At 72.9% G+C, this 26,349-nt stretch carries 26 protein-coding genes; 15 read left to right on the top strand and 11 right to left on the bottom strand.

The window, feature by feature from the left end; genetic code table 11:
- Positions 1-2 precede the first annotated feature (2 nt).
- The 6 genes from O7542_RS13380 to O7542_RS13355 are packed head-to-tail and all read left to right on the top strand — an operon-like array spanning position 3 to position 5,791.
- Positions 3-944 carry an ABC transporter permease gene (locus tag O7542_RS13380; RefSeq protein ID WP_043324835.1) on the top strand — a complete coding sequence of 314 codons (942 nt, stop codon included), beginning with the start codon at positions 3-5 and terminating at the stop codon, positions 942-944.
- Entirely contained in the window at positions 941-1,879 is a 939-nt protein-coding gene (locus tag O7542_RS13375; protein WP_043324834.1) for an ABC transporter permease, read from the top strand. Before O7542_RS13380 ends, O7542_RS13375 begins: the two co-directional genes overlap by 4 nt.
- A 26-nt stretch (positions 1,880-1,905) precedes the next feature.
- On the top strand, positions 1,906-2,964 hold the full coding sequence (locus tag O7542_RS13370; protein ID WP_064446347.1) for an ABC transporter ATP-binding protein: 1,059 nt from the start codon (positions 1,906-1,908) through the stop codon (positions 2,962-2,964).
- Positions 2,964-3,797 carry an ATP-binding cassette domain-containing protein gene (locus O7542_RS13365; RefSeq protein WP_051611046.1) on the top strand — a complete coding sequence of 278 codons (834 nt, stop codon included), beginning with the start codon at positions 2,964-2,966 and terminating at the stop codon, positions 3,795-3,797. The genes O7542_RS13370 and O7542_RS13365 overlap by 1 nt, the downstream gene beginning before the upstream one ends.
- 3 nt (positions 3,798-3,800) lie before the next feature.
- Positions 3,801-5,270, top strand: a complete 1,470-nt coding sequence (locus tag O7542_RS13360; RefSeq protein WP_281606324.1) for an MmgE/PrpD family protein — start codon at positions 3,801-3,803, stop codon at positions 5,268-5,270.
- On the top strand, positions 5,267-5,791 hold the full coding sequence (locus tag O7542_RS13355) for a nitroreductase/quinone reductase family protein (protein WP_051611044.1): 525 nt from the start codon (positions 5,267-5,269) through the stop codon (positions 5,789-5,791). The genes O7542_RS13360 and O7542_RS13355 overlap by 4 nt, the downstream gene beginning before the upstream one ends.
- 5 nt (positions 5,792-5,796) lie before the next feature.
- On the opposite strand, the gene O7542_RS13350 is transcribed toward O7542_RS13355, so the two are convergent.
- Positions 5,797-6,750, bottom strand: coding sequence for a zinc-binding dehydrogenase (locus O7542_RS13350; RefSeq protein ID WP_281606323.1), 954 nt, complete (start codon positions 6,748-6,750; stop codon positions 5,797-5,799).
- Positions 6,751-6,760: 10 nt separating this feature from the next.
- Positions 6,761-8,014, bottom strand: a complete 1,254-nt coding sequence (locus O7542_RS13345; protein ID WP_209961408.1) for a MaoC family dehydratase N-terminal domain-containing protein — start codon at positions 8,012-8,014, stop codon at positions 6,761-6,763.
- A 211-nt stretch (positions 8,015-8,225) separates the two neighbouring features.
- Here O7542_RS13345 and O7542_RS13340 point away from each other — a divergent pair, with 211 nt between their 5' ends.
- Both O7542_RS13340 and O7542_RS13335 read left to right on the top strand, forming a co-directional pair.
- Entirely contained in the window at positions 8,226-8,966 is a 741-nt protein-coding gene (locus tag O7542_RS13340) for a hypothetical protein (protein ID WP_281606322.1), read from the top strand.
- Positions 8,963-9,772, top strand: a complete 810-nt coding sequence (locus O7542_RS13335) for an SDR family NAD(P)-dependent oxidoreductase (protein ID WP_069090074.1) — start codon at positions 8,963-8,965, stop codon at positions 9,770-9,772. The genes O7542_RS13340 and O7542_RS13335 overlap by 4 nt, the downstream gene beginning before the upstream one ends.
- Positions 9,773-9,782: 10 nt before the next feature.
- Here the strand turns inward: O7542_RS13335 and O7542_RS13330 are convergent, their stop codons facing one another.
- Genes O7542_RS13330 through O7542_RS13315 form a run of 4 tightly spaced genes read right to left on the bottom strand, consistent with a single transcriptional unit; the run spans position 9,783 to position 13,215 of the window.
- Positions 9,783-10,550 (bottom strand): SDR family oxidoreductase, encoded by a 768-nt coding sequence (locus O7542_RS13330; protein ID WP_281606321.1) that lies wholly within the window; start codon positions 10,548-10,550, stop codon positions 9,783-9,785.
- Positions 10,543-11,136 carry a nuclear transport factor 2 family protein gene (locus tag O7542_RS13325; protein WP_281606320.1) on the bottom strand — a complete coding sequence of 198 codons (594 nt, stop codon included), beginning with the start codon at positions 11,134-11,136 and terminating at the stop codon, positions 10,543-10,545. The genes O7542_RS13330 and O7542_RS13325 overlap by 8 nt, the downstream gene beginning before the upstream one ends.
- On the bottom strand, positions 11,129-11,947 hold the full coding sequence (locus O7542_RS13320) for an SDR family oxidoreductase (protein ID WP_205797176.1): 819 nt from the start codon (positions 11,945-11,947) through the stop codon (positions 11,129-11,131). Before O7542_RS13320 ends, O7542_RS13325 begins: the two co-directional genes overlap by 8 nt.
- 35 nt (positions 11,948-11,982) lie before the next feature.
- Positions 11,983-13,215: an MFS transporter gene (locus tag O7542_RS13315; RefSeq protein WP_082930941.1), complete on the bottom strand. Its 1,233-nt coding sequence runs from the start codon at positions 13,213-13,215 to the stop codon at positions 11,983-11,985.
- Positions 13,216-13,294: 79 nt separating this feature from the next.
- On the opposite strand from O7542_RS13315, the gene O7542_RS13310 reads away from it, so the two are divergent.
- Genes O7542_RS13310 through O7542_RS13300 form a run of 3 tightly spaced genes read left to right on the top strand, consistent with a single transcriptional unit; the run spans position 13,295 to position 16,467 of the window.
- Positions 13,295-14,194, top strand: a complete 900-nt coding sequence (locus tag O7542_RS13310) for an SDR family oxidoreductase (protein WP_309228018.1) — start codon at positions 13,295-13,297, stop codon at positions 14,192-14,194.
- A 13-nt stretch (positions 14,195-14,207) separates the two neighbouring features.
- Entirely contained in the window at positions 14,208-15,356 is a 1,149-nt protein-coding gene (locus O7542_RS13305; RefSeq protein WP_199496114.1) for an acyl-CoA dehydrogenase family protein, read from the top strand.
- A 10-nt stretch (positions 15,357-15,366) separates the two neighbouring features.
- Entirely contained in the window at positions 15,367-16,467 is a 1,101-nt protein-coding gene (locus O7542_RS13300) for an acyl-CoA dehydrogenase family protein (protein WP_281606319.1), read from the top strand.
- An 85-nt stretch (positions 16,468-16,552) separates the two neighbouring features.
- Here O7542_RS13300 and O7542_RS13295 read toward each other — a convergent pair whose 3' ends face one another.
- Together O7542_RS13295 and O7542_RS13290 are read right to left on the bottom strand one after the other, a co-directional pair.
- Positions 16,553-17,359, bottom strand: a complete 807-nt coding sequence (locus O7542_RS13295) for an SDR family oxidoreductase (RefSeq protein WP_166456550.1) — start codon at positions 17,357-17,359, stop codon at positions 16,553-16,555.
- Positions 17,359-18,510 (bottom strand): acetyl-CoA C-acetyltransferase, encoded by a 1,152-nt coding sequence (locus O7542_RS13290; protein WP_064446337.1) that lies wholly within the window; start codon positions 18,508-18,510, stop codon positions 17,359-17,361. The genes O7542_RS13295 and O7542_RS13290 overlap by 1 nt, the downstream gene beginning before the upstream one ends.
- A 139-nt stretch (positions 18,511-18,649) precedes the next feature.
- Here O7542_RS13290 and O7542_RS13285 point away from each other — a divergent pair, with 139 nt between their 5' ends.
- Together O7542_RS13285 and O7542_RS13280 are read left to right on the top strand one after the other, a co-directional pair.
- Positions 18,650-20,254: a FadD3 family acyl-CoA ligase gene (locus O7542_RS13285; protein WP_223201424.1), complete on the top strand. Its 1,605-nt coding sequence runs from the start codon at positions 18,650-18,652 to the stop codon at positions 20,252-20,254.
- Between the two features lie 131 nt (positions 20,255-20,385).
- The gene (locus tag O7542_RS13280) at positions 20,386-21,606 is read left to right on the top strand and encodes an acetyl-CoA C-acetyltransferase (protein WP_166456549.1); all 1,221 of its coding nucleotides are present in this window, start codon (positions 20,386-20,388) and stop codon (positions 21,604-21,606) included.
- Between the two features lie 86 nt (positions 21,607-21,692).
- On the opposite strand, the gene O7542_RS13275 is transcribed toward O7542_RS13280, so the two are convergent.
- Together O7542_RS13275 and O7542_RS13270 are read right to left on the bottom strand one after the other, a co-directional pair.
- A complete protein-coding gene (locus O7542_RS13275) occupies positions 21,693-22,769 on the bottom strand; it encodes a phosphotransferase family protein (protein WP_166456548.1) in 1,077 nt (358 codons plus the stop codon).
- A 54-nt stretch (positions 22,770-22,823) separates the two neighbouring features.
- Positions 22,824-23,411 carry a TetR/AcrR family transcriptional regulator gene (locus O7542_RS13270; RefSeq protein ID WP_043324821.1) on the bottom strand — a complete coding sequence of 196 codons (588 nt, stop codon included), beginning with the start codon at positions 23,409-23,411 and terminating at the stop codon, positions 22,824-22,826.
- Positions 23,412-23,603: 192 nt separating this feature from the next.
- On the opposite strand from O7542_RS13270, the gene O7542_RS13265 reads away from it, so the two are divergent.
- Both O7542_RS13265 and O7542_RS13260 read left to right on the top strand, forming a co-directional pair.
- Positions 23,604-24,536: an SDR family oxidoreductase gene (locus O7542_RS13265; protein WP_166456547.1), complete on the top strand. Its 933-nt coding sequence runs from the start codon at positions 23,604-23,606 to the stop codon at positions 24,534-24,536.
- 100 nt (positions 24,537-24,636) lie between these two features.
- Positions 24,637-25,452, top strand: a complete 816-nt coding sequence (locus O7542_RS13260) for a sugar phosphate isomerase/epimerase family protein (RefSeq protein ID WP_281606318.1) — start codon at positions 24,637-24,639, stop codon at positions 25,450-25,452.
- 4 nt (positions 25,453-25,456) lie between these two features.
- Here the strand turns inward: O7542_RS13260 and O7542_RS13255 are convergent, their stop codons facing one another.
- Positions 25,457-26,218, bottom strand: a complete 762-nt coding sequence (locus O7542_RS13255; protein ID WP_281606317.1) for an enoyl-CoA hydratase-related protein — start codon at positions 26,216-26,218, stop codon at positions 25,457-25,459.
- Positions 26,219-26,349: the final 131 nt, after the last annotated feature.

Genomic DNA, 26,349 nt, shown 5'->3' with positions numbered 1-26,349 from the left:
ACATGATCCGCTACGCCAGCAGGCGCTTGCTCGCGGCAATACCCCTGCTGTTCGTCGTCCCGCTGCTCGTCTTCGCCCTGATCGAACTCGCTCCGGGCGACCCGGCCGTCGTCCTGGCCGGCGACGAGCCGACCCCGGAACGTGTCGAGGCGATCCGCGAGGAACTCAACCTCAACGCTCCGGTCCTGGTGCGCTACGCCATGTGGGTCGGCGACGTCCTGCGCGGCGACCTCGGCACGTCCTTCCTGTCCGATCAGACAGTCATCGAGCTGCTGACGCGGCGAATGGCCACGACGATGTCGCTGGTGCTCGTCGCGATGATCTTCGCCGTCGTGCTCGGGGCCACCCTCGCCCTCGTGGCCACGCTGCGCTCCGGTGGCATCGTCGACCGGTTCGTCAACGGGCTCGCCTCGATCGCGATCGCCATCCCGGGCTTCTGGTTCGGCCTCGTGCTCGCCTCGGTCTTCGCGGTGGGCCTGCAGATGTTTCCGGCGTTCGGCTACCAGCCGCTGGCCGACGGCTTCTGGCCGTGGCTGTCGCACCTCGTCCTGCCGGGCATCGCCCTCGGCCTGCTACCCGCGGCCGAGGTGACCCTGCAACTCCGCTCGGCGCTCGGGCAGGTCATGAAGTCCGACTACGTCCTCAACGCCGAGGCCAAGGGACTGTCGCGATCCAGCGTAGTGTTCAAGCACTCCCTGAAGAACGCGTGCATCCCCGTCGTCACCGTCCTCGGCTTCCGCGTCGCGGAGGTCCTCGCCGGGTCGGTGACCATCGAGATGATCTACAACATGCCGGGCCTCGGTCGTACCGCGATCGAGGCGGTGCAGGGCCGTGACATCCCGGTGCTGCTCGGCTTCGTCCTGTTCAGCACGACTGTCGTCGTGCTCGTCAACCTCATCGTCGACATCTCCTACGGCTACTTCAACCCGAAGGTGCGGTCATGAGCGCCAACCAGACCCCCTCGGCTCCGGCGCCGGGGAACGACTCGGGCCTCGCCGAGGTGCCGGCGGCGGCCATCGGCACGGGCGAACCGGAGCCGGTCGCCGCCCCCGGCATCCTCAAGAGCATCGTGCGCCGCCCCGCGACGATCGCGGCCGGCGTCTTCCTGCTCGTGCTGACCTTCATCGCGATCTTCGCCCCGGCCCTGGCACCGTACGACCCCGACGTGCAGAACCTGTTGCTGCGGCTCCGGCCGCCGAACGCCGAGCACTGGCTGGGGACCGACGACTACGGCCGGGACGTGCTGAGCCGGCTCATCTTCGGCGCGCGGGTCTCGCTGTGGGCGGCGCTGCAGGCCGCGGCCGTCGCGCTCGTCCTCGGTCTGCCGCTCGGCATGATCGCGGGCTACCGCGGCGGCTGGGTCGACGCGATCCTGACCCGCATCATGGACGCGCTGATGAGCGCCCCGTCGCTCGTGCTGGCCATCACCATCGTCGCGGTCCTCGGCGCCGGCATCACCAACGCGATGCTCGCCATCGGCCTGGTCATGGCCCCGCGCTTCTTCCGGGTGGCCCGCGCCGGCACGATGGACGTGCGGCACGAGACCTACATCGAGGCCTCGATCGCCCTGGGCTGCAGCACCCTGCGGATCGCGGTGCGGCATGTGCTGCCCAACGTGCTGCCGCCGATCATCCTCGTCATCTCGGTGTCGCTTGGTACCGCCGTCGCGGCCGAGGCGAGCCTGAGCTTCCTCGGGCTGGGCGTCCAGGCCCCCGCGGCCAGCTGGGGCTCGATGCTCTCGACGGCCTCGTCGAACATGCGCCTCGCGCCGTACCTCGTGTGGCCGCCCGGCGTGATGATCTTCCTCGCCGTCCTCGCCTTCACCTACGTCGGTGACGGCGTCCGTCGCGCCCTCGTGCGCACCCGCTCGGGCAACTGACCGTCCGGCAACCACCAGGAGCTGACATGGCACGTGAAACGGCGCCCGCCGGCACCAGGACCGACGCCACCGGCGGAACGGCGGACCTGCTGCGCGTGGAGAACCTGAGCGTCGAGTTCCCCTCGCCCTCGGGCGGCTGGCAGACGACCGTCCAGGACGTCTCGTTCTCGCTCAAGCCGGGCGGTTCGATGGCCCTGGTCGGCGAGTCCGGGTCGGGCAAGACGGTGACCTCCATCGCGGTGATGGGCCTGACCGGGGCGACCGGAGGACGGATCGCCTCGGGCCGGATCGTCTTCGACGGCGTGGATCTCACCGCGGGCACCCAGAAGCAGTGGCGGGACCTGCGCGGCCCGGGCATGGGCATGATCTTCCAGCAGCCGATCCGCAGCCTCAACCCGGCGTACACGGTCGGGGACCAGATCGCCGAGTCGGTGCGCAAGCACCTGGGCATGAACCGCAAGCAAGCCCGGGCCCGTGCCGTCGAGATGCTCGACATGGTGCAGATCCCGCGGGCGGCGCAGCGGATCGACGACTACCCGCACGCGTTCTCCGGCGGCATGTGCCAGCGCGTCATGATCGCGATGGTCATGGCGTGCAACCCGCGCCTGCTCATCGCCGACGAGCCGACGACGGCGCTCGACGTGACGGTGCAGGAACGGATCCTCGAACTGCTGCGCGACCTGCAGGAGCAGACCGGGGTGGCGCTGCTGTTCGTCAGCCACGACCTCGCGGTGGTGGCCGAGCTGTGCCGGGACGTCGTGGTCATGTACGCCGGCGAGGTGGCCGAGAACGCGCCCTCGGAGCAGTTGTTCTTCCACCCGCGGCACCCCTACACGTCCGGCCTGATCGGCTCGATCCCGAAGCCGGGCCTGAGCACCGACCGGCGGTTGCGCGCGATCCCCGGTGGCATCCCGGCGCCGGGCGCCTGGCCGCACGGGTGCCGGTTCAGCAGCCGGTGCGAGTTCGCCGTGCCGGGCCGGTGCGACGTGGCCCACCCCGGCCTGGTCCGTCTCGACGGCGCCGCCGAGCACCATGCGCGGTGCGTGCGGGCCGCGGAGCTCTCTCTGGATGGAGTGACGGTCTGATGAGCCTGCTCGAAGTCGAGAACCTCACGAAGTCGTTCAGCGCCGGCCGGGACTGGCTCGGCCGGCGTACGAAATGGTTGAACGCGGTCAAGGGGGTGAGCTTCACCCTGGAGCGCGGCGAGTGCCTCGCCGTCGTCGGCGAGTCCGGCGCGGGCAAGTCGACGGTCGGGCGCATGGTGCTGCGCCTCATCGAGCCGGACTCCGGCTCGGTGACCTTCGACGGGATCGACGTGCTGGCCACGAAGCCGAAGCAACTGCGCGCGCTGCGCCAGCGGATGCAGATGATCTTCCAGGATCCGTACAGCTCGCTCGACCCGCGGATGACGATCAGGGACGCGGTCGCCGAACCTCTCCTCGTGCACACCGACAAGGACCGGGCCACGCGGGAGAAGGAAGCCGTCGAGCTGCTCGACAAGGTCGGCATCGGCTCGCGCTACCTGGAGCGGTACCCGGCCGAGCTGTCCGGCGGGCAGTTGCAGCGGGTCGCGATCGCCCGGGCGCTGACGATGAAGCCGAGCCTCATCGTGTGCGACGAGCCGGTCGCGGCGCTCGACGTGTCGGTCCGGGCGCAGGTGCTCAACCTGCTCCGGGACCTGCAGGAGGAGCTGGGTCTGGCGTACCTGTTCGTCTGTCACGACCTGGCCCTCGTCGAGGTCATCGCCGACCGGGTCATGGTGATGGCCGCAGGTGAGGTGGTGGAGACGGACACGACGGACCAGATCTTCGCCAACCCGCGGCAGGAGTACACGAAGAAGCTGCTCGCGGCGATCCCCGTGCCGCTGCCGCGCGACGCGCAGGGCAACCGGCTCGTCGCGCCCGGAAGGGTGGGCTGAACGGTGACCGGAACGACGGAACCGACCCGGACGCAGCTGCTGGCGCGGTTCGCGACCACGCGCGACGAGGAGATCCCCGAGTCGGTACGCGACTACGGCCGGCTCGTCCTGCTCGACTCGCTCGTCTGCGGGCTGGCGGCGGTGCGGTTGCGGCGCAGCCGCATGGTCCAGCGGGTCGCGGCCCGGTTCGGCGGCCCGGCCGAGGCGACCGTGTTCGGGCTGGAGCAGCGGGTCGCGGCGATCAACGCCGCGCACGCCAACGCGGACATGATGAACGCGCTGGACGCCGACGACACGTTCTTCAACTCGGCGCACTTCGCGGTGTTCGGCGTCGCGGCCGGTCTGGCGGAGGCCGAGCGGCTGCACGCCGACGGCGCGAGCCTGCTGCGCGCGAGCATCATCGCGTTCGAGATCAACGCGCGGCTGAACCTGTCGACCTCGCTCATGGCCTTCGAGGACGGCCAGTTCCGCTGGTCGCCGTTGTCGTCGCACGGGTACGCCTCGATGGGCGCGGCCGCGGCGTGCGCTGTCGTCGGCGGCTGGGAGCCGGAGCGGCTGGCCCACGCGCTCGGCCTGGTCGCCTGGCTGGCCCCGCCGGCGAAGAACTCCTACATGGCCGAGCGGCGCTCGTTCAACGCGTTCAAGTACGGCCCGTACGGCGCGATCGCGCACGCCGGGATGCTCGGCGCGGCGCTGGCCGAGGAGGGCTACACCGGCGACCTGGACGTGCTGGACCGCACCCCGGGCTTCATCGAGGCGATGGGCTTCCTCGGCGGCGAGCGGCACGAGATGGTCGCCGGCCTGGGGTCGAAGTGGTGGATCACCGAGACGTCGCTCAAGCCGTACCCGACGTGCCGTTTCACCCACGCGGCGCTCGACGCGATCCGCGCGTTCCCGGGCACCCACGGGGTGCCGGTGTCGCAGATCGAGTCCATGGAGATCCGGCTGAGCCCGGCGGCCTACCGGACGTTGCAGTTCCGGGAGCCGGCCCCGCAGATCCCGGACACCGCCGTCGCGCCGCTGGACGGCGCCTTCAACATGCCGTACGCCGCGGCGCTGGCGTTGCTCGGGCACGCACCGGGACCGCAGTGGTACGACCCCGAGCGGCTGGCCGACCCGGCGGTGTGGGACCTGGCGCGCCGGATCACGACGGCGCCCGACCCGGTGCTCGACGCGGAGTGGGAGGCCGACCTCAGGGAACACCCGGGCGGCCAGATCCGCCGGACGCGGGGCGCGCTGACGATCCGGGCCGGCGGCCGGGAGTACGTGGTCGAGTCGGACTTCGCCCAGGGCGACCCGTGGGACGACACGACGCGGGCGGACTGGGACTTCGTGAACGGCAAGCTGGCCTCGTTCTGCGACGGGATCCTCGACGCGGGCGCGCAGGAGCGGCTCGTCGAGGTGGTCCGGGGCATCGACGACGTCGCCGACGTCACCGAGACGCTGTCGCCGCTGCTGGCGCGTGCGCGGTGAGCCGACGGATCGGCGCGGAGACGAGGTCGTTCGCCTCGTACGGCCGGTCGTGGCTGATCGTCATCCGCGGGCCGCGCGGGATGGCGTTCGACCGCTTTCTCGTGCGACGGACCGGGTTCTCGCTCGTGTCGTTGCAGTACGCGCTGGCGGGCAGGTTCCCGTACCACCCGACGCTGCTGCTGACGACTGTGGGCCGTCGCTCCGGGGAGCTGCGCGACGCGGCGCTGCCCTACGTGCCGTACGGGAAGGATCTGGTGGTCGTCGGCTCCAAGGGCGGCGGCCCCAAGGACCCCGCCTGGGTGGTCAACGCGCGTCACCACGAACTCTGCTGGATCGTCCTGCGGCGCAGGACGGTCCCGGTGCGGGCGCGGGTGACCGACGGCGAGCGCGACCCGGAGCTGTTCGCGCACGTCGTGGCGCGCAAGCCGAACGTGGGACGCTACGCCGAACGGGCCGCCGGCTTCGGGCGGCAGATCCCGCTCGTCGTCCTGACCGCCGTCTCGGGTGAGCCGCTCGCCTGAGCGGCTCAGCCCGTGGTGAGGACGATCCGCCCGACGAACTCGGACGCCTCCAGCCGGTCGTGCGCGACAGTGGCCTGCTCGAGCGGGTACGTCGCGGCGATCGCGGGGGCGGCGGTCACGGCCGAGAGGGTGAGCGCCTCGCGTAGCTGGCCGGCCACCGCCTCGGGCCCGGGCCGGCCGATGCCGCGCAGCGTCCAGCCCTTGACCATGAGGCGACCCAGGTGCAGGTGGGCGTGGCTGTCGGCGGTGACGCCGCAGGTGACCAGCCGGCCGCCGGGGGCGAGGACCTTGAGCACGTCGGACCAGAGGGCGCCGCCGACCGACTCGACGATGACGTCCACCTCGCCGCCGGGCAGCGCGGCACGCAGGGACTCGACGACGTCGGGGCGGTAGTGGTCCACGACGTCGAGCGCGCCGAGGGCGCGTACCGCGTCGGCCTTCGCCGGGGCGCTGGTGCCGAAGACGCGCGCGCCCAGGTGGTGGGCGTACTGGACGGCGAAGGTGCCGACCGCGCCCGCGGCGGCGACGACGAGGACCCGGTCGCCGGGGCGTACGCCGGCGAGGTTGACGACCGCGTCGTAGGCGGTGCGTCCGGCGGTGGGCACCGCCGCGGCGTGGACGGCGTCGAGCGCGGCCGGTCGCGGGAAGCAGTGCGTGGCCGGGACGACGGCGTACTCCGCGTGGGCGCCGGTGGTCAGCCCGACGACCGCGTCGCCGGCGGTGAAGCCGGTGACGCCCGGACCGGTCCGCACGACGGTGCCGGCGACGTCCCGGCCGAGGATGGTCGGGCCGGTGACCGCCATCCCGTGGGTGCCGCGACGGATGTAGGTGTCGACCCGGTCCAGGCTTGCCGCCTGGACCCGCACGAGCACGTGACCGGGGCCGGGCGCCGGGGCGTCGAGTTGGCCGAGGCGCAGGCTGTCGGGGGAGCCGGAGTCGACGACGTAGCTGGCGAGCACGCGATTCCTCTCAGGGCAGGGCGATGGTGGCGGAGGCGATGACGTGGTCGCCGAGGCTGTTGGTGCCGCGGACGTCGACGGTGACGTGCGTTCCCCCGTCCGCCGGCTGCAGGCCGGTGACGACGCCGTCGAGCGTGCAGGTGTCGCCGGGGTGGTTCTGCGCGGCGAGGCGGGTGCGGAAGTCGACGACGCGAGCCTCCGGTCCGGCCCAGTCGGTGAGGTAGCAGTTGACCAGCGCGCTGGAGCCGAGGATGTTCATGTAGACGTCGCGGGCGCCTCGTTCGAGGGCGGCGTCGCGGTCGAGGTGCACGTCGTTGAAGTCGAACGTCGCGGTCGCCAGCGCCGCGATGGACAGCTGGGTGACCGGGATCGGCCAGGGGGCGAGGCGTTGCCCGATGCTCACGTCGGCCCCGGTGCGGGTGCTCGTGCGGCGTTGCGGCCGGGGGGCGGTGAGCACCGGCAGGATCGCACCGTCGCGGGTGCGCCGGTGCGCCACGACGACCGGCATGCCGTCGTGCACGAGGTCGGGGCGCAGGTACGCGACGTCTCCGGTGAAGCGGGTCCCGTCGGCGAGGTCGGCGCTACCGACGAGGTAGGGGCGCTCGTCGAGGGGGGCGGCGGCGTAGCCGGGTTGCAGGTGCGCGGTCAGGGTGCCGGTGGTGCCGGCCGGCGGCAGGTCGACCGGGGCGGCGGCCGGGCGTACCGGGCGGGCGAGGCGGTCCCCTGACCTCGCCGGGCCCTCGGTCCGGGTCGCCGGGTTCCAGCGGAGCATCCGCAGGACGACGCGCCCGACCGGCTCGCCCTCGACGGTGCGGTAGTCGCTGACGAGGTCGACGAAGTGGCCCCGGCCGAGCCGGGTGGACTTCTCGGGGGAGACCGCGCCGATGGAGGGGAACTGCTCCAGGTGGTCGCCGGGGCGCAGCGGGCGTACGTAGGTGTGCTCCGTCTGCACCGCGGCCACCGAGGTGAACCCGCGCGTGGCGAGGACCTCGTTGACCCGGTCGAGGCTCTCGGCGTGGCGGTGAGCGCGCCTGTTGCCCGGCAGGGTCCACATGTTCAGCGAGGTCGCCGGGGCCACGATGCCGCCCCAGACGGAGCGGGCGGCCCACCGGGGGTCCTGGTACGCGGGGTTCTCGTCGCCGACGGCGTCGCACCAGACGCGGATGGCCGCTTCGGTGATCGCGTCCTTGGCCCGGCGGGGCGGGTCGGTGAGGCCGATCAGAGCGTCGAGTCGGGCGCGGAAATCCGCGTCACTGCCGGTCATGGGGCTCCTCTTGCGGACAACGATGTCAACCAAGCGCTTGCTTGACCATATGACCGGCGCTGCCCTAGGGTCAAGGCTCGAAACACCGGCCGCGCCCCGGCGGCGACACCGGACCGATCGTGCGTCACCAGCGCCCCGACCCGCGAAGAGGGCCGAGATGCTCCCCAGCACCCCAGCGACAGCCACCCGAGCCTTCTTCTCGTTTCCGAAGGTGACCGACCCCGCCCGCCATCGCGACTACAACGCCTGGCATCAGCTCGACCACCGCCCCGAGAACCTCGCCCTGCCCGGCGTCGTGCACGGCGACCGCTGGGTGCGTACGCCCGCGTGCGAGCGGCTCGGCAGCTACCCCGATCCCGCCCTCGCCGGCAGCCAGTACATGGCGATGTACTGGTTCGCCGAGCCGGCCGCGGACGCGGTCGCGGAGTGGACGGATCTCGGCGACCGGGCGATCCACCAGGGCCGGCGTCCGGAGCTGGCCTGGACCGAACGGCCGATGACCCGGATGTTCCGGCCCGTCCAGGGCCACGTCGCCCCCCGGGCCCTCGTCACCCTCGCCGCGCTGCCGTTCCGGCCCCACCGCGGGGTGTACGTCGAGGTGAGCCGGGTCGAGACGTCCCAGCGCCCGGACGTGGCCGACCTGTCCCGGTTCGAGCACGAGACCCAGGTGCCCGACCTGCTCGCGCGCGACGGCGTCGCGGGCGTGTGGACCTTCCGCAGCGCCCCGAGCCGCAGCCGCCCCGACGGACCCGTCGTGCGGATCCGGCTCACCTACCTCGAAGCCGACCCGGTCGAGTTCGCGCGGGCCCTGGCCGCGGACCCGCCGGCGGCCCCGCCCACGGCGCTCGCCGGCACGGCCACCCCGCTGTTCACCGGGCCCCTGGCCACCATCACACCCTGGGAGTGGGACTGGTTCGACGAGTCCGCCACGGCGACGGACCGCGTGGCATGAGCGAAGCCACCGCCGGACTGTTCGAGCGCTACGGGCCCTGGGCCCTGGTCGTCGGCGGTTCCGAGGGGGTCGGCGCCGCGTTCGCCGAGCAGCTGGCCCGGGCCGGCCTGGGCATCGTGCTCGTCGCCCGCAAGCCCGCGCCGCTCGGGGAGACCGCCGACCGGGTCCGGGCGCACGGGGTCCCGTGCCGCGTGCTCGCCCTGGACCTGCTCGACGCGGACGCGACCGCCCGGATCGTCGAGGCCGTCGCCGACCTCGACCTCGGCCTGCTCGTCCTCAACGCGGGCGCGAACACCTACCGCAGCCGCTTCGTCGAGGCGGACCTCGCCCGGGTCCGGGCCGTCATCGATCTCAACGTGACCCGCCCGCTCGAACTCTGCCGGGAGCTCGGCGCCCGGCTCGCCGCACGCGGCCGCGGCGGCATCCTCGTCGTCGGCTCCTCGGCCGGCTACCTCGGCCACGCCGACATCGGCGTCTACGCCGCCGCCAAGGCCTTCACCCGGATCTTCACCGAGGGCCTCTGGCTCGAGCTGCGGCAGGTCGGTGTCGACGTGCTGCACCTGGTGCTCGGGCTCACTGCCACCCCCGCCATGGCGCGCGCCGGCCTCGACCTGACCGGCGCGGCCGACCCGGCCGACGTCGCCGCCGAGGGGCTGGCGGCCCTGGGCGCCGGCCCGGTGCACGTGGTGCGCCAGCAGGCCGAGGTCGCCGCGCGGCGCTCCGGACCGGACCGGGCCGCCCTCGTCGCCGGCAACCACGGCGGGATGCGGGCGATGCTCGGCGGCCCGGGCACCGACCCGAGCTGACCGGCCGCGTTCACTGCGTGACGGTCCACCCGCCGTCGACGACGAGCACCGCCCCGTTGACGTACGAGGCCAGCGGCGAGAGCAGGAAGAGGATCGGCCAGGCGATCTCGTCCGGTGTGGCCATCCGGTGGCTCGGCACCCGGGCCAGCACGGACTGCCCCGTCGGGGACCCGGCGAAGCCCCGCAACCTCGGGGTGTCCACCATGCCGGGTGCGACCGCGTTGGCCCGTACGACGTCGGCCCGGTGCGCGGCCAGGTGCCGGGTGTAGCCGACGATCGCTGCCTTCGCCGCGCTGTACCAGTCGGAGGCGGTGCCCACGACGGTGCCGGCGACCGAGGCGGTGTTCACGAGGGTCGCCCCGGGCGGGGCCTGTTCGAGCCAGGCCCGGGTCACCGACCGTACGCTGCCGACACACAGCCGTACGGCGTGGTCGAAGTCGAGTTCGGTCGCCGAGGACGGGCCGGCGTTGTTGACGAGGTGGCGCACCGGCCCGTACGCCGAGCAAGTCGCGGCGAGGGCCGCGCGCACGGCCGCCTCGTCGGCGACGTCGACCACGTGCGGGTCGACCACCCCGCCCGTCGCGCGGACGGCGGCGCTCACCGTCGTGAGGGCGGCGGCGTCGAGGTCCCACGCGGACACCACGAGTCCCTGGGCGGCGGCTGCTACCGCGGTCGCCGCGCCGATCCCGCTGCCGGCACCGGTCACGACGACGACGTCGCCCGTGCGGAAGCCGAGCCGCGGCACGTCGGCGCCGACCCCCGGCCGCGGGTCACCCACAGGGGCGCCCGGGCTCGCCGGCCGGGTCCGGCCCGGCCTCCGCAGCCGGGCCGCCGGGCGGCCACGGGCTGCTGATCGGGTCGGAGGCGTCGCGGGCTCCCCGCAGTGCCGCCTCGGGGATCGGCCACTGGCCGGCGAGGTCGTCGACCCGCTGCCACTCCGAGACGGTGCGGCGTTCCTGCACGCGCCACTCGCCCGCGCGCCGGGTGACCAGGTCGACGTAGCGGAACCCGCTGATGATGTTGCCGCGTGGCGGCTCGGACGTGCTGCGCTGCAACGCGATGCCGTACGTCTCGGCCCGGGCGCGGTCCGGGTCGGCCGGGTCGAGTTCGACCAGGATGTTCGTCAGGTAGTGCATCGTCATGGTGCGTCGCGCCACGAGCGCGAAGACCGTGTCCAGCATCGTGTCGCGTTCGGCGGTGGTCCCGCCGAGGGTGATCCGGGCGTCCGGGTGGAAGGCGCTCGCGGCCAGGCCCCGGTCCATCCGGTCGATCCCGCGTGCATAGCGCAGCAGGGCCCGTTCGACGGCCCGCTCGGCGAGCAGCGCGTCCAGCTCGACCGGGAGGGACCGCGACGGTTCAGACACCGAAGCCTCCGTCGACGTCGAGCTTCTGCCCGGAGATGAAGCCGGCCCGGTCGCTGGCCAGGAAACAGGCGGCCTCGGCGATGTCGAGGGCACTGCCGAACCGCCGCAGTGGAGTCGAGGACCGGGCGACGGCCAGGGCGCGCTCGTCGAGGTCACCGGAGGAGATCAGCCGCTCGGCCATCCCGTCGGTGAGCATGCCCGGCCCGACGCAGTTGAACCGGATGCCGAAGCGGCCCTCCTCGTTGGCGAAGGCCCGTACGAGCGCCTCGACCGCCGCCTTCGGCGCGGCGGACAGGCCGTCCCGGGCGGGATAGCGCGTCGTCGCCGCGGTCGTGATCGCCACGACGTTGCCACGGCTCTGCCGCAGGGCCGGGAGACAGGCCGAGACCAGCGTGAAGAAGGCGGTCGTGTCGTTTGCGACCTGCGTGGCGAACTGCTCGGGGCGCACTGTGGACAGGTGCCGCATGGGTACGTGCGGCCCGGCCGCGTGCACGACCGTGTGCAGCGGTCCGCGTCCGGTGAGCTGCGCCACGAGCGCGGCGGTGGCCTCGGCGTCGGTGAGATCGAGGTGGTGCGCCGAGTGCGTGCCGGACGCGACGGGCGGCAGTTCGTCGAGCACCTGCCGGGCGGCGTCGGCGTCGCTGCGGTAGGTGATCGCCACCGCCGACCCTCGGCGCGCCAGCTCGCGGGCGATGACCCGGCCGAGGCCGCCGGTGCCGCCGGTGACGAGCGCGACGCCGGCGCGGTGGACGAAGTCGGCGGGCACGGGCAGTGGCGCCGTGGGCACGGTCGGGGAGGACTGGTCGGTCACGACAACTCCTGAGGAGGTGGGAGGGCCGGGGGAGGTCAGGTCGCGGGGAGGGGGTCGGCGCGTCCGCGGCGCAACCACAGGAGCACGGTGGCGGCCGTGGCCAGGCATGCGGCGGCGTACAGCAGGAACGCGGTCGTGGAGCCGAGCCACGTGCTCAGCCCGCCGAGCAGGAGGGCGCCGAACGGCATGCCACCCCAGCCGAGGAAGTAGAGGCTCATCACCCGGCCGCGCTGCGCGTCGTCGACGACCTTCTGGACCACCGTCTGCAGGGTCACCATGGCGCCGATGCTGAACGTGCCGCACAGCAGCGCGGCCGCCGCGAGCACGGGCACCGTCGTGGCGGCGCCGAGCAGGGCGTTGCTCAGGCCGAGCAGAACGAGGGTGACAGCGGCGTGCCACACGGTGGCGATGCGCTCGGAGAGGCGGGCCACGACGAGGATCCCGAGGAGCGAGCCCAGCCCGGTCAGCGCCACGAGCACGGGGAAGACCGGGTCCGGGTTGTCAGTGGTCGCGGCCGCCCGGACGGGGAGCTGAGTGGTGAAGGCGCACCCGAAGAACGCGTTCACCGCGACGATGACGAGGCAGAGCGCGGCCGGGGGACGCTCGCGGGCGTGCCGGATCCCGGCGCGTACCTGGGTGGTCAGGCTCTCCCGGGCCACCCGGACGGCCGGCGGGATGCGCCGGGTGCGGACCGCTACCGCGGCGGCGGCCGCGGCGAGAGTGAGCGTCGCGTACATCACGAACGTGCCCAGCGGTCCCCAGGCCACGAGGATCAGCCCGGCGACCGCGGGGCCGATCGAGCGGGCGAGGTTGAGCCCGGCCGCCTGGATCGGGACGGCATGGCCGAGCGCCTCGGCCGGGACGGTGTTTGCCACGAGTGCCTGGGTCACGGGGGACAGGAAGCTGATTCCGGTGCCGGCGAGGAAGGCGAGCCCGAGCATCACGGGCAGGGCGACGATGCTGGCCGCGATCGTCGCCGCGCAGACCCCGGCCAGGACGGTGGTCGCCAGGAGCACGCCGATCTGCAGCCGCCGCCGGTCGACCGCGTCGGCCAGCACGCCGGCCGGGATGGAGAAGAGCGTGAACGGCACGAGCAGACAGAAGAAGAGCGCACCCATCGTCGCCGGGGTGGCGTCGCTCTCGATCAGCACCGACTGGAAGGCGATGTTGCAGCCCCAGTAGCCGGCCTGGGACAACACCAGGGTCAGGAGTACGAAGCGGAAGTCTCGGAATTGCAGGGCCGAGAACATTTTCACGTCTTTCGCCATCCTTCTATCGTTTCCGGGACCCTACCAAGCGCTTGCTTGCATAGCTAGTGCCGGGTGTGGTTTTCTTCCCGTACCTCGAGTGAAAGGGCGTGCCGTGAGCGGCTTCTGCGCAGGACGAACGGTGATCGTGACCGGTGCCGGACAGGGGCTGGGCCGGGTCCACGCCCTCGAATTCGCCCGGCAGGGCGCAAACGTCGTCGTCAACGACATCGACAGCAGCCGGGCGGCGGCCCAGGCCGTCGTCGACGAGATCCGCGCCCTGGGCGGCCGCGCGGTCGTCAGCACCGGCGACGTCAGCGACTGGGCCTACGGTGAGCGCCTCGTGCGCGAGACGGTCGAGACCTTCGGCGGGCTGCACACCCTCGTCAACAACGCCGGCATCAACCGCGACCGGATGCTTGTCAACATGAGCGAGCAGGAGTGGGACCTGGTTCTGCGGGTCGACCTCAAGGGACACTTCGTCCCGATGCGCCACGCCGCCGCCTACTGGCGGGACGAGGCCAAGGCCGGCCGCCCGGTCGCCGCGCGCGTGGTCAACACGTCCTCCGGCGCGGGGCTCATGGGCAGCGTCGGACAGGGCAACTACGGCGCCGCCAAGGCCGGGATCGCCGCGCTGACCCAGATCGCGGCCGCCGAGTGGGCCCGGTACGGCATCGTCGTCAACGCGATCGCCCCCTCGGCCCGTACCCCGATGACCGAGGCCGTCTTCGCCGAGGCGATGGCCGCCCCCGCGACGGGCTTCGACGCGATGGACCCGGCAAACGTCTCCCCGCTCGTGGTCTGGCTCGGCTCCGACGCCGCGCGGGCCGTCAGCGGCGCCGTCTTCGAGGTCGCCGGCGGCGAGGTCTCGCTCGCCGACGGCTGGCGCCACGGGCCGGCCGCCGACAAGGGCGGCCGATGGGAACCGGAGGAGCTCACCGACGTGGTCGCCGACCTCATCGCCCGCTCCGAGCCGCCGACCCCCGTCTACGGTGCCTGACATGGGTGCGCCGGTGAGCGACGAGCAGTTCCGGGCCGAGATCCGCGGCTGGCTCCAGGAGGCCCTGACCGGGCCGTTCGCCGAGGCGGTCGGCACCGGCGGCGAGGGACGCGAGCACGAGGCGCACGAGCTGCGCCGCGAGTGGGAGCGCCACCTGGGCCGGGCCGGCTGGATCGGCCTCTCCTGGCCCACCGAGTACGGCGGTCGCCCGGCGACCCTCGCCCAGCAGGTCATCTTCCACGAGGAGTACGCCCGCGCCGGCGCGCCCGGCCGGCTCGGGCACATGTCCGAGCAACTGCTCGGCCCGACCCTGCTCGCGTTCGGCACGCCGGAGCAGAAGGCCCGCTTCCTGCCCCGCATCACCAGCGGCGAGGACATCTGGTGCCAGGGCTACTCCGAGCCCGGCGCGGGCTCGGACCTCGCCGGGGTGCGCACCCGCGCCGAACGCCGGGGCGACCACTACGTCATCACCGGGCAAAAGGTGTGGACCTCGCTGGCGCACCTGGCCGACTGGTGCTTCGTGCTGTGCCGCACCGATCCCGGCTCGACCCGCCACGCGGGCCTGTCGTACCTGCTGGTGCCGATGAATCAGCCCGGCGTGACGGTGCGCCCGATCACCCAGCTGACCGGCACGAGCGAGTTCAACGAGGTCTTCTTCGACGAGGCCGTCGCCGCCGTCGAGCACCGTGTCGGCGCCGAGGGCGAGGGCTGGAAGGTCGCCATGGGCACGCTGGGCTTCGAGCGGGGCGTGTCCACCCTCGGCCAGCAGATCGGCTTCCGCCGGCGCCTCGACGCCGTCATCGCCCGGGCCCGCTCCAACGGCGCCTGGCAGGAGCCGGCGCTGCGTGACCGCCTCGTGGACGCATACATCGGGCTCGAGGTGATGCGGCACTCGGCGGTGCGGCTGCTCGCGTCCGCCGGTGAGGGGCTGTCCGGTCTGGAGGCGTCGATCTCCAAGCTCCAGTGGGCCACGTGGAACCGCTCGCTGGGTGAGCTCGCGGTCGACGTCGAGGGGGCCGGGGCGCTGCTCACCGGGCCCGGGTACGAGCTGGACGACGCCCAGACGCACTTCCTCTTCAGCCGCGCCAACACGATCTACGGCGGCTCCAACGAGATCCAGCGCAACATCATCGCCGAGCGCCTGCTCGGCCTGCCCCGATGAGGTGAGGACGATGACCGGAACGCCCGAGGACCTCGCCGAGATCCGTGCCTCCGTGGCCGAGGTGCTCGACGGGCAGGCCGACCTGCGCCGAACCCACGAGGTCATGGTCGGGGAGCGGGGCTACGACCCGCTGCTGCACGAGTTGCTCACGGCCGAGCTGGGCCTGCTCGGCCTCGTCGTACCGGAGCACCTCGGCGGCCTCGGCCTGGACGTGCCCGCCGCGACCGCCGTCATCGAGGAGCTCGGGGCCCGGCTCGTGCCGGGCGCGCTCGCGACGAGCCTCACCGCGATCCTCGCCGCCCGCGCCCTCGGCCGGAGCGCCGAGCCCCTGCTGGCACGCGTCGTGGACGAGCAGCTGACCCTGGCCGTCGCGCTCGCCGAGGACGGCGCGGGCTGGGATCTCGGGCAGACCGCCACCCGGGCCACCGGCGCCGGGGACGAGTGGGCGCTGACCGGGACGAAGACCCTCGTCGCCGGGGCCGAAGCCGCCCGGGTCGTTCTCGTCACCGCCCGCAACGAGGGCGGTGAGCTCGGCGTCTACGCGGTGGACCGGGCCGCCGACGGGGTGGACGTGCGGACGCACATGACGCTCGACCAGACCCGTCGGCTGAGCACCGTGCGCCTGCGCGAGGCCGCCGCCACCCGGGTCGACGCCCCCGGCGGCGACGGTGCCCGGGTGCTGCTGGACCACGTACGCGCGATGCTCGCGCTGGAGTCGGCGGCCGCCGCCCGCGCCTGCCTCGACCTCACCGTCGACTACCTCAAGGTGCGGGAGCAGTTCGGCCGCCCGATCGGGTCGTTCCAGGCCCTCAAGCACCGCTGCGCCGACCTCGCCGTCGCGGTCGCCGGGGCGCGGGCCACCGCCGACCACCTCGTCACGACGTTGCGCACCGGGGCCGCCACCCGCTCGCACGACGCGGCGCTGGCCAAGCTCGTGTGCGCCGACACGCTGATGACCGTCGCGGCCGAGGCGATCCAGTTGCACGGCGGCATCGGGTTCACCTTCGAGCACCACGCACACCTGTTCTTCAAGCGCGGCAAGTCGGCCCAGCTGCTGGCCGGCTCTGCGGCGGCGGTCCGCGCCGAGGTGGTGGCGCTCGCCGGCCTCTGAGCGAGGCGCCGAACTCCACGGCAGGCAGGAGCGGAGGGGCCGCACCGAACCGGTGCGGCCCCTCCGCCGTACATGCCCCGCGCGCTCAGCCGAGCGGACCGGCGCCGGGCGGCTGGGCGGCCAGGTGCCGCGACGGGATCTCCCCACCACCGTCGACGACGATCTCCGTGCCGGTGACGTAGGCGGACAGCGGCGAGACGAGCAACAGGCAGGCCGCGGCGATGTCGGCCGGGGTGGCCATCCGCCGCATGGGGATGGTCCGCGCCACGCGGTCCTGCCCCGCCTCGTCGCCGTAGTAGAGATGCGACAGCTCGGTCTGCACGAGACCCACAGTCACCTGGTTGACCCGTACGGCGGGCGCGAAGTCGAGCCCGAGGCACCGGGTCAGCATCGTCAGGCCCGCCTTGGCCGCGGCGTACGCGGCGGTGTCCGGGGCCGGGTTGGCTCCGGCGACCGAGCCGATGTTGATGATCGTCCCGCTGCCCTGACGCTGCATGACCTCGTTGGCCTGCTGGGCGACGTAGAACGGGGCGAGCAGGTTGAGCGTGACGACCGCCGAGACGAAGCGGGGGGACACCGTCGCGGTGTCGGCGCTCGGTGCGCCACCGGCGTTGTTGACCAGGATGTCGAGCCGGCCGAACCGGTCCACCGCCGCGGCGACGAGGGCCTTGGCCTGCTCCGGGTCGCGTACGTCCGACTGGACGAAGACGGGCGTGCGTCCGTCGATCCCGGGCAGTTCCTCGGGCTCGCTGCGGCCGCACACGAGCACCCGCGCCCCGGCCCGGAGGAAGGCGCGGGTGATCTCGGCGCCGATGCCACGGGTGCCTCCGGTGACGACGGCGACCTGGCCGGTCAGGTCGACGCCGCCGGGCGTCGCGGGGGAGTGGGTCATCAGAGCCTCTCGATGATCGTGACGTTGGCCTGGCCGCCGCCCTCGCACATCACCTGCAGGCCGTAGCGGCCGCCGGTGCGTTCGAGCTCGTGCAGGAGGGTGGTCATCAGCCGGGCGCCGGTGGCGCCGAGCGGGTGGCCCAGGGCGATCGCGCCGCCGTTGACGTTGACCCGCTCCGGGTCGGCCCCCGTCTCCTGGAGCCAGGCGAGCACGACCGAGGCGAACGCCTCGTTGATCTCGAACAGGTCGATGTCGTCGATCGACATTCCGGTGCGTTCGAGCGCGTGGGCGGTGGCGGGGATCGGGGCGGTGAGCATCAGCACCGGGTCGTCGGCGCGTACCGACAGGTGGTGGATCCGGGCGCGCGGGGTCACGCCGTGCTCGGCCACGGCCTGCTCGCTCATGACGAGCAGGGCCGCCGCGCCGTCGCAGATCTGGCTCGCCACGGCGGCGGTGACCCGGCCGCCGGGGGTCAGCGGGTCGAGGGCGGCCATCTTCTCCAGGCTCGTGTCGGCGCGCGGACAGGTGTCGGTGTCGACGTCGCCGACGGCGCGGATCTCGCGGCCGAAGCGGCCCTCGGCGATGGCCCGCAGGGCCCGCTCGTGGCTACGCAGGGCGAAGCGCTCCATGTCCTCCCGGCTGACGCCCCACTTCTCGGCGATCATCTCGGCCGAGCGGAACTGCGAGATCTGCTCGTCGCCGTAGCGCTCGCGCCAGCCGATCGACCCGGAGAAGGGGTCGTCGAAGCCGTACTGCTGACCGGTGAGCATCGCGGCCGAGATGGGGATGGCGCTCATGTTCTGCACGCCCCCGGCGACGACGACGTCGTTGACTCCGGCCATGACGGCCTGGGCCGCGAAGTGCACCGCCTGCTGGCTCGAGCCGCACTGCCGGTCCACTGTGACGCCGGGTACGTGCTGCGGGAGGCCGGCGGCGAGCCATGCGGTGCGGGCGATGTCACCGGCCTGTGGGCCGATGGTGTCGACACAGCCGAACACGACGTCCTCGACGGCGCCGGGGTCGATCCCCGAGGAACTCATGAGGCTGGTGAGCGCGGCGGCTCCCAGGTCGGCGGAGTGGATCTTGGCGAGCGCGCCACCGCGTCGCGTGACGGGGGTGCGGACGGCGTCCACGATGTATGCCTCTGCCACCGGGTTCCCTTCCTTCAGATGCCTCACCGGTCGGTGCCGCCGGCGTCGCTGCCGCTAGTCTAGCAAGCGCTTGGTTGGTAGTCTGTGCTTCGTTTCCGACAAGTGACCGGCTCCGCGTGAGGAGATGTGCGTGAGTGACGTGTTGACCACGATCCCCGCACTGCTGCGGCAGGCCGCGCAGGACGCCGCCGAGCTGGAGGCCCTCGTCGACGGGGACGTGCGGATGACCTTCGCCGAGCTCGACGCGGCCGTCAACCGGTTCGCGCGGGCCGCTGTCGCGCACGGTCTCGAGCCGGGGGACCGCGTCGTCGTCTGGGCCCCGAACAGCGCCGACTGGGTCGTCAGCGCCCTCGGCGTGCTGGCCGCGGGCGGCGTGCTGTGCCCCGTCAACACCCGCTTCCGTGGTGCGGAGGCACGGTCCGTCATCGCCAAGGTCCGGGCCACGATGGTCGTCCTGGACGACGCCTTCCTGGACACCCACTACCTGGCCGCGCTGCGCGGCGACGGGCCGTCACCGGCGGTCGGCCGCCCCGTGCCACTGTTGCCCTCGGTGCGTACCGTCGTCGACCTGTCCGCCACCGGCCGCGAGCAGACCGATCACGGCGTGTGGTCCCTGGCGGGCTTCACCGCGCTGGCCGACCAGGTCGACCCCGGAGTCGTGGACGAACGGATCGCCGCCCTCGCCCCGGAGGACGTGTCCGACATCCTGTTCACCTCCGGCACCACCGGCTACCCCAAGGGCGCGATGGTCTCGCACGCCTCGAACCTTCGCGTCGACCGGGAGTGGGCCCGACTCGTCGGGCTGCGGCGAGGCGACCGCTATCTCATGGTCAACCCGTTCTTCCACAGCTTCGGCTGGCGGGCCGGCATCCTGGCCTGCCTCCTCACACGCGCCACGATCATCCCGGTCGCCGTGTTCGCCGTCGAGACCGTGCTGCGTCTCATCGAGCAGGAACGGGTCACGGTCTTCCCCGGCGCGCCCACCGTCTACACGTCCCTGCTCGAACACCCCGACCTCGGCAGGTACGACCTCAGCTCGGTACGCCTGGCCGTCACCGGCGCCACGATCGTGCCAGTGCCGCTGCTGCGCCGGATGCGCGAGGAACTCGGCTTCCGCGACGTCATCACCGCCTACGGCCTGACCGAGACGTGCGGCACCGCTACCGTTTGCCCGCCCGACGCCGGCCTCGAACGGATCTCGACCAGCTGCGGGCGGGCGATCCCGGGCACCGAGTTGCGGATCGCCGGTCTCGACGGACAGCCGCTGCCGGCCGGCGAGTCGGGCGAGATCCTCGTGCGCGGCTACAACGTGATGGCGGGCTACTTCGAGGACCCGGACGCCACGGCGCAGGCCATCGACGAGGACGGCTGGCTGCACACCGGTGACGTCGGCTGGGTCGACGAGGACGGCTACCTGCGCATCACCGACCGGATCAAGGACGTCTACATGGTCGGGGGCTTCAACGTCTACCCCGCCGAGGTCGAGCGGGTGCTGTCCGAACATCCCGCCGTCTTCGACGTCGCGGTCGTCGGGGTCCCCGACGCGCGGATGGGCGAAGTCGGCAGCGCCTTCGTGCAGACCGTTCCCGCCTGGACCGGTGACGAGTCGGCGCTCGCCGACGAGCTCGAGGCGTGGTGCCGGGAGCGGCTGGCCAACTTCAAGCGCCCGCGCAGCTTCACCGTCGTTGCGGCGCTGCCACGAACCGCGAGCGGAAAGATCCAGAAGTTCAAGCTCACCGGGTGAGCCCGGCGTTGCGCTTCGTGCGGGCGCACCGGCCCCGGTGCCCTGCTCGCCGGCAGGCCCGACGCCCCGACCAGACCTGACACCGACGGCACCGCCGTCACGGGCGCCAGCCCGAGAACCGGAGGACACCAATGCAGGACGCAGTCATCGTCGCCGCGGCGCGCTCGCCGATCGGCCGTGCCTTCAAGGGGTCGTTGGCCTCGATGCGGGCCGACGACCTGGCCACCCAGATGGTCCAGGCGGCCCTGGCCCAGGTGCCGGCGCTCGACCCGGCCCAGATCGACGACCTCATGCTCGGCTGCGCGCAGCCGGCCGGCGAGCAGGGCTGGGGCCTCGCGCGCGTCGTCGCTGTCGAACTCGGGCTCGACCGGGTTCCCGGGACGACGGTGCAGCGGTACTGCGCGTCGAGCCTGCAGACGACCCGGATGGCGCTGCACGCCATCCGCTCCGGTGAGGCCGACGTGCTCGTCTCCGCCGGGGTCGAGGCCGTCTCGCGCTTCGCCGCCGGCAAGTCCGACGGCATGCCGGACACGAAGAACCCGATCTTCGCCGCGGCGGGGGAGCGCACCGCCACCCGCGGACGGGGTGGCGCCGGCCCGTGGACCGACCCACGCGACGCGAATGAACTGCCCGACGTCTACATCGCGATGGGCGAGACCGCGGAGAACGTCGCGAGCCACCGCGGTGTGAGCCGCGCCGAGCAGGACGAGTGGGCCGCCACGAGCCAGCAGCGGGCCCAGGCCGCGATCGAGTCGGGCTTCTTCGCCACCGACATCACGCCGGTGACCCTCGCCGACGGCACCGTCGTGGCCACCGACGACAGCCCTCGCGCCGGAGTGACGGCCGAGTCGCTGTCCGGCCTCAAACCGGCCTTCCGGCCCGACGGTACGGTGACCGCGGGCAACTGCTGCCCGCTCAACGACGGCGCGGCCGCCCTCATCATCATGTCCAGCCGCAAGGCCGCCGAACTCGGCGTCACGCCGCTGGCCCGGATCCTGTCCACCGGTGTCTCGGCGATCTCGCCGGAGATCATGGGTCTCGGCCCGGTCGAGGCGTCGAGGCGGGCCCTCGCGCTGGCCGGGCTCTCGATGGCCGACATCGATCTCGTCGAGCTCAACGAGGCGTTCGCCGCTCAGGTCGTCCCCTCCATCTCGGACCTCAAGGCCAACCCCGAGCAGGTCAACGTGCACGGCGGCGCGATCGCCCTGGGCCACCCGTTCGGTCAGACCGGAGCGCGGATGACGACGACGCTCATCAACGGGCTGCGGGCGCGGGACGGCCAGTTCGGCCTCGAGACCATGTGCACGGCCGGTGGCCAGGGCATGGCGATGGTCATCGAGCGGCTCTCCTAGGCGGGTGTGTCGACGTCCCCGGTCGAACCGGGGACGTCGACAGCCGGCTCATGCCACCACGCCGAGTGGGTACGGCCGGGCGCGGATCAGTGCCGGGGCAGCGCCGCGGCGAGGGCCGCCGCCCGGCCGGCGACGGCGGCCGCCTGCTCGGCGAACGAGGCCGCGGTGCGGTCGCCGCCGCTCATCGCGCCCTGCGTGACCCTGGTGTACACGCCCTCGAGGATGCACGCGGTCTTCCACCAGTTGTAGGCGACGAAGTAGTCGATCCGCCCCGGGTCGGTGCCGGTGGCGAGGCAGTACCGGGAGAGCAGTTCGTCCCGGGTCGAGAAGCCGGGCCGGACCGTGGCCGGGTCGTGCAGCGCGCGGGCCGTGTCGCCGGCCTGCGCCCAGTAGACGAGCAGTTGGCCGACGTCGGCCAGCGGGTCGCCGACGGTGGTGAGCTCCCAGTCGAGTACGCCCTGGACCCGCCATCGCGAGTCGAGCATGCAGTTGTCGAGGCGGAAGTCGCCGTGCACGATCCCCGAGCGGGCCTGCTCGGGCGCCGCGGCCACCAGGTGCTCGTGCGCGGTCTGCAGGTCGGGCAGGTCGCGGATCCTGCTCCGCTGCCAGTTCTCGTGCCAGCGTCCGAGTTGCCGGGTGAGGTAGTCACGGCGGCGGGCCAGGCCGCCCAGTCCGATGACCTCCGGGGCGAGTCGGTGCAGGGCCACGAGAGCGTCGACGAGCGTGGGGCCGATGAGCGCGCGGTCGGCCTCGGTGGTGAGCCGCTCGACGTCGGCGGGGCTGCGCAGGATCACGCCGTCGAGGTGCTCGAGTACGACGAGAGGGGCGCCGGCCACCTCGCCCGTCTCCTCGACGGCGAGCACCCGCGGCACCGGGAGGTGGCCGTGCAGACCGCGCAGGATCCGCGCCTCGCGCAGGACGTCGTGCGCGGTGGCCGGCTGGTTTCCGAGCGGTGGACGGCGCAGCACGACGACGTGTCCGGCCGCGTCGGTGGTCCGGTAGGTCAGGTTGGAGCGCCCTCCGGCGATGACCTCGTGCCGGAGGTTGCCCTGCAGCTCGGGCACCGCGCGGCCGAGCCAGGCGTCGACGCCCACCGGGAGCCCGGCGTGCCGGGTGGGCTCGATCGGGGCCGGACCTGTCCGGGCGTGACCTGCTGCCGTCATGGGGGCGCCTCCTCTTCCGGGCACCACCCTAGCAAGCGCTTGGTTTGTCCGCGCTCAGTCGCGGGCGAGAATGCCGTCGAGGAACACCGAGACGAAGTCGTCGGCGAAGTTCGCCATGGAGTACGACGGGGTCGGCTTGAACCAGCGGACCGAGAGCCACAGCGCGTCGCGCAGCATGCCGTGCAGCACGCGTACCGGGATGTCGTTGCGGAAGTCGCCCGTGGCGATACCGGCCTCGAGCACCTGGATCCAGGCCCGCTGGATCGTGGCGGCCGCCTCGCGGATGTGCTCGTAGCCCTCGATCTTGGGCAGGTAGCCGCTCGAGTTCTGGTAGATCTCGGTCGCGTGCGGGTGGGCCTCGATGTTGGCCAGCGAACTGGTGACGAGCTTGCGCAACTGGGTCGCCGGCTTCTCCTCGGAGGCCAGGACTTCGCCGTAGCGGTAGGTCAGGTCGGTCAGGTAGTCCGAGATGATCGCGTTGACCATCTCGTCCTTGGACTTGAAGTGGTGGTACAGGCTGCCGGAGAGGATCCCGACCGAATCGGCGATCTCGCGGACGGTCGTGGCATCGATTCCTTTGGCTGCGAAAAGGTGGGCGGCGTTGTCGAGGATGACCGAGCGTCGGTCCTGGGTCGTCGACATATGGGTGCTCCCGGTTCCTCGAGCAAATGTGTTGGTCAAGCGCTTGCTTTATATCACTTCGATGCCTTCAGCATGATAAAGCCAGCCTCCCTTGACCGGGGTGCTGGCAATGCCTAGGGTAGCGGCCAACCAAGCGCTCGTTCGGTGCCCGGAGCCCGCTGCGGATCCCGATCAGCCGAGAGGGGCTGCCCGATGCCCGACCCGAGTCCCGCCGTCCCGTCCGGGCATCCGTCCGCCGCCCGGTCCGACCGGGCAGCCGGCCTGCTCGCCGGCCGTGTCGTCCTCGTCACCGGTGCCGCCGGCGGGCTGGGGGCGGCGTACGCGCGCGGCATCGCCGCGGCCGGAGGCCACGTGGTCGCGGTCGACGTCGACGCGGACGGACTCGAACGGCTCAGCGGGCAGATCGCCGCGGCGGACGGCCGGGGCTCGATCCGGGTCGCCGACGTCGCGGACTGGGCGAGCGCGCACGACGTCGTGCGTGACTGCCTCGCCGAGCACGGCAGGCTCGACGGCCTCGTCAACAACGCCGGCGTCTTCGCCATGGCCCGCGCCGGCACCGAGTCCGAGGCCACTGTGCGCCGGATGCTCGAGGTCAACGTGCTCGGCGCCGTCGCCTGGGGCGACGCCGCCATCGCGGCGATGCGCGCCCAGGGGCACGGGGTCCTGGTCAACGTCACCTCGGGCGAGCAGATGGGCCGTGCCGAGACGGCCGTGTACGGGGCGACGAAGGCCGCGATCGCCACGCTCACCTACGCCTGGGCGGCCGAACTCGCCGACGTCGGGATCCGCGTCAACGCGATCTCCCCGAACGCCCAGACCCGGATGGCCGAGGTGCTCGAGCGGTTCCGCGGCGTACCGAGCGGGCAGAACGCGGGCATCGCGCCCGAGGCCAACGTGCCGCTGCTGCTCTACCTGCTCTCCGACCTCAGCGCCGAACTGACCGGCCAGGTGCTGCGCTCCTACGGTCCCGAACTCATGCTGACGACCCACCCGGCGCTCGCCGAGCCCGTGCTGCGGCACACGGCGTGGACCCCGGAGCGCATCGCCGAGGCCGTCACGGCGCGGCTGCGACCGCACCTGGCGCCCCTCGGGGTGCGCCGGGCGCGCATCGAATACCTCGACTGACCCGACGTCCGAGGCTGACCCGACGTCCGAGACCGATCCGACGTCCGAGACCGACCCGACGTCCGACCCTCCGGACGACCGCCGAGCCGACAGGAGCCCGATGTCCGCCACGACCAACCCGGTCTGCGTCAGCGGCATGGCCGCGATGTCCTGGGCCCTGCCCGAGGAGATCGCGATGTACCGGCGTACCGGTACCGACCTCGTCGGACTCCAGCGCAGCAAGGCCGTCTCCTTCGGCGTGACGGCGCTCGGCGACCTGCTCGCCCGGCACGACGTACGGCTCGGTTACCTCGTGCACAGCTTCACCGCCCATCCGGACGACGAGCCGGGCTGGGCGCAGCAGGTCGCGGCGTTGCGGGACGGCGTCGTCGACGCCGGTCGGCTCGGGGCCGACCTGGTCTACCTCACCTCGGGCCCTTCGGCGCACCTGACGTGGGAGGAGGCGGCCGACCGGTTCGCGGAGCGGATCGCTCCGGTCGTGGCCACCGCCCGCGAACACGGGGTGCGTCTCGGTGTGGAGAACACCCTGCCGGTCAAGTGCGACCTCAGCTTCACCCACACCGCGCGCGACGCCGTCGCCCTGGCCGACCTCTGCGGCATCGGCATCTGCCTCGACCTCTACTGCTGCTGGCAGGAGCGGGGCCTGACGGAGCTGATCCGCGACCGGGTCGGTCAGGTCGAGATTCTGCAGGTGTCCGACTTCCGGGTCGGCACCTCGACCTTCCCGAACCGGTGGGTGCCCGGGGACGGCGACCTGCCGATGGCCGGTCTGCTGGCGAGCGTGCTGCGGGCCGGCTACACCGGCGTCGTCGACGTCGAGTTGCTCGGCCCGGCCGTCGAGGCCGAGGGCGCCGAGCCGGCGCTGACCCGTTCGGTCGCGTGGACGCGTGCGCAGATCGCGGCGGCGCGTCCCTGAGCGCTCAGGGCGCGTCCGCCCATCGCGGCGCGCGTTTGGCGACGAACGCGGCCGCGCCCTCGGCCGCGTCCGGGCCGGCGAGCAGATCGAGGGTCGCGAGCCTGTTGACCGCGGCGAGATCGCCCACGCGGGGGTCCAGGCTCAGGTGCATGAGCCGCTTGGTCGCCCGCACCGCGGCGGGGGAGTGGGTCGCGATCCGGGCGCCCAGCTGCAACGCGCGCGGCAGGACCTCGTCGGCCGGGACCACGGCGTTGACCAGCCCCAGCTCGTGGGCCCGGGCCGCGGCAAGCGGTTCGGCGGTCAGTCCGAGTTCCAGCGCCACGGCGACCGGCAGGCGACGCGGCAGGTCGGTGCCGCCCTCGGTGGCGGCGATGCCGCGCCCCACCTCGGGCAGCGCGAAGTAGGCGTGCTCGGCCGCGACGACGAGGTCGCAGGCGAGGGCGAGTTCGAAGCCGCCGCCGACGGCGGGCCCGTTGACCGCGGCGATGACCGGCTTGCGGTAGCCGCCGCGCAGCAGCGTCAGCGGGCTGCGGGCCACGTCGACCAGGCGTCCCTCGGCCGCGGCGCGCAGGTCCATCCCCGCGCTGAAGGACAACTCGCCGGTGCCGGTCAGCACGATCGCGCGTACGCCCGGGTCCGCGTCGTACCGGAGCAGGGCGTCGGTCATCGCCAGGAGGGTGTCGGGATCGAGGGCGTTGCGCACCTGCGGCCGATTGATCCTGACGACTCCCACCGCGTCGATGCGCTCGCGCACCACGGTGTCCATCTTCCGCCCTCCTTGGCCACAGGGTCTTGACCCTTCCCCTGGGGCTGTTAGTGTACCAACCAAGCGCTTGCTACATGGCGACCCGGCCGTGGATGCCCGGCACGCGACTCGCCCTTCGCGCTGCTCACCAC

Source organism: Micromonospora sp. WMMC264 (assembly GCF_027497275.1).
Classification (GTDB): Bacteria; Actinomycetota; Actinomycetes; order Mycobacteriales; family Micromonosporaceae; genus Micromonospora; species Micromonospora chalcea.
The sequence above is the reverse complement of the archived record's forward strand: the minus strand, read 5'-3'. Positions and strand labels throughout refer to the sequence as shown.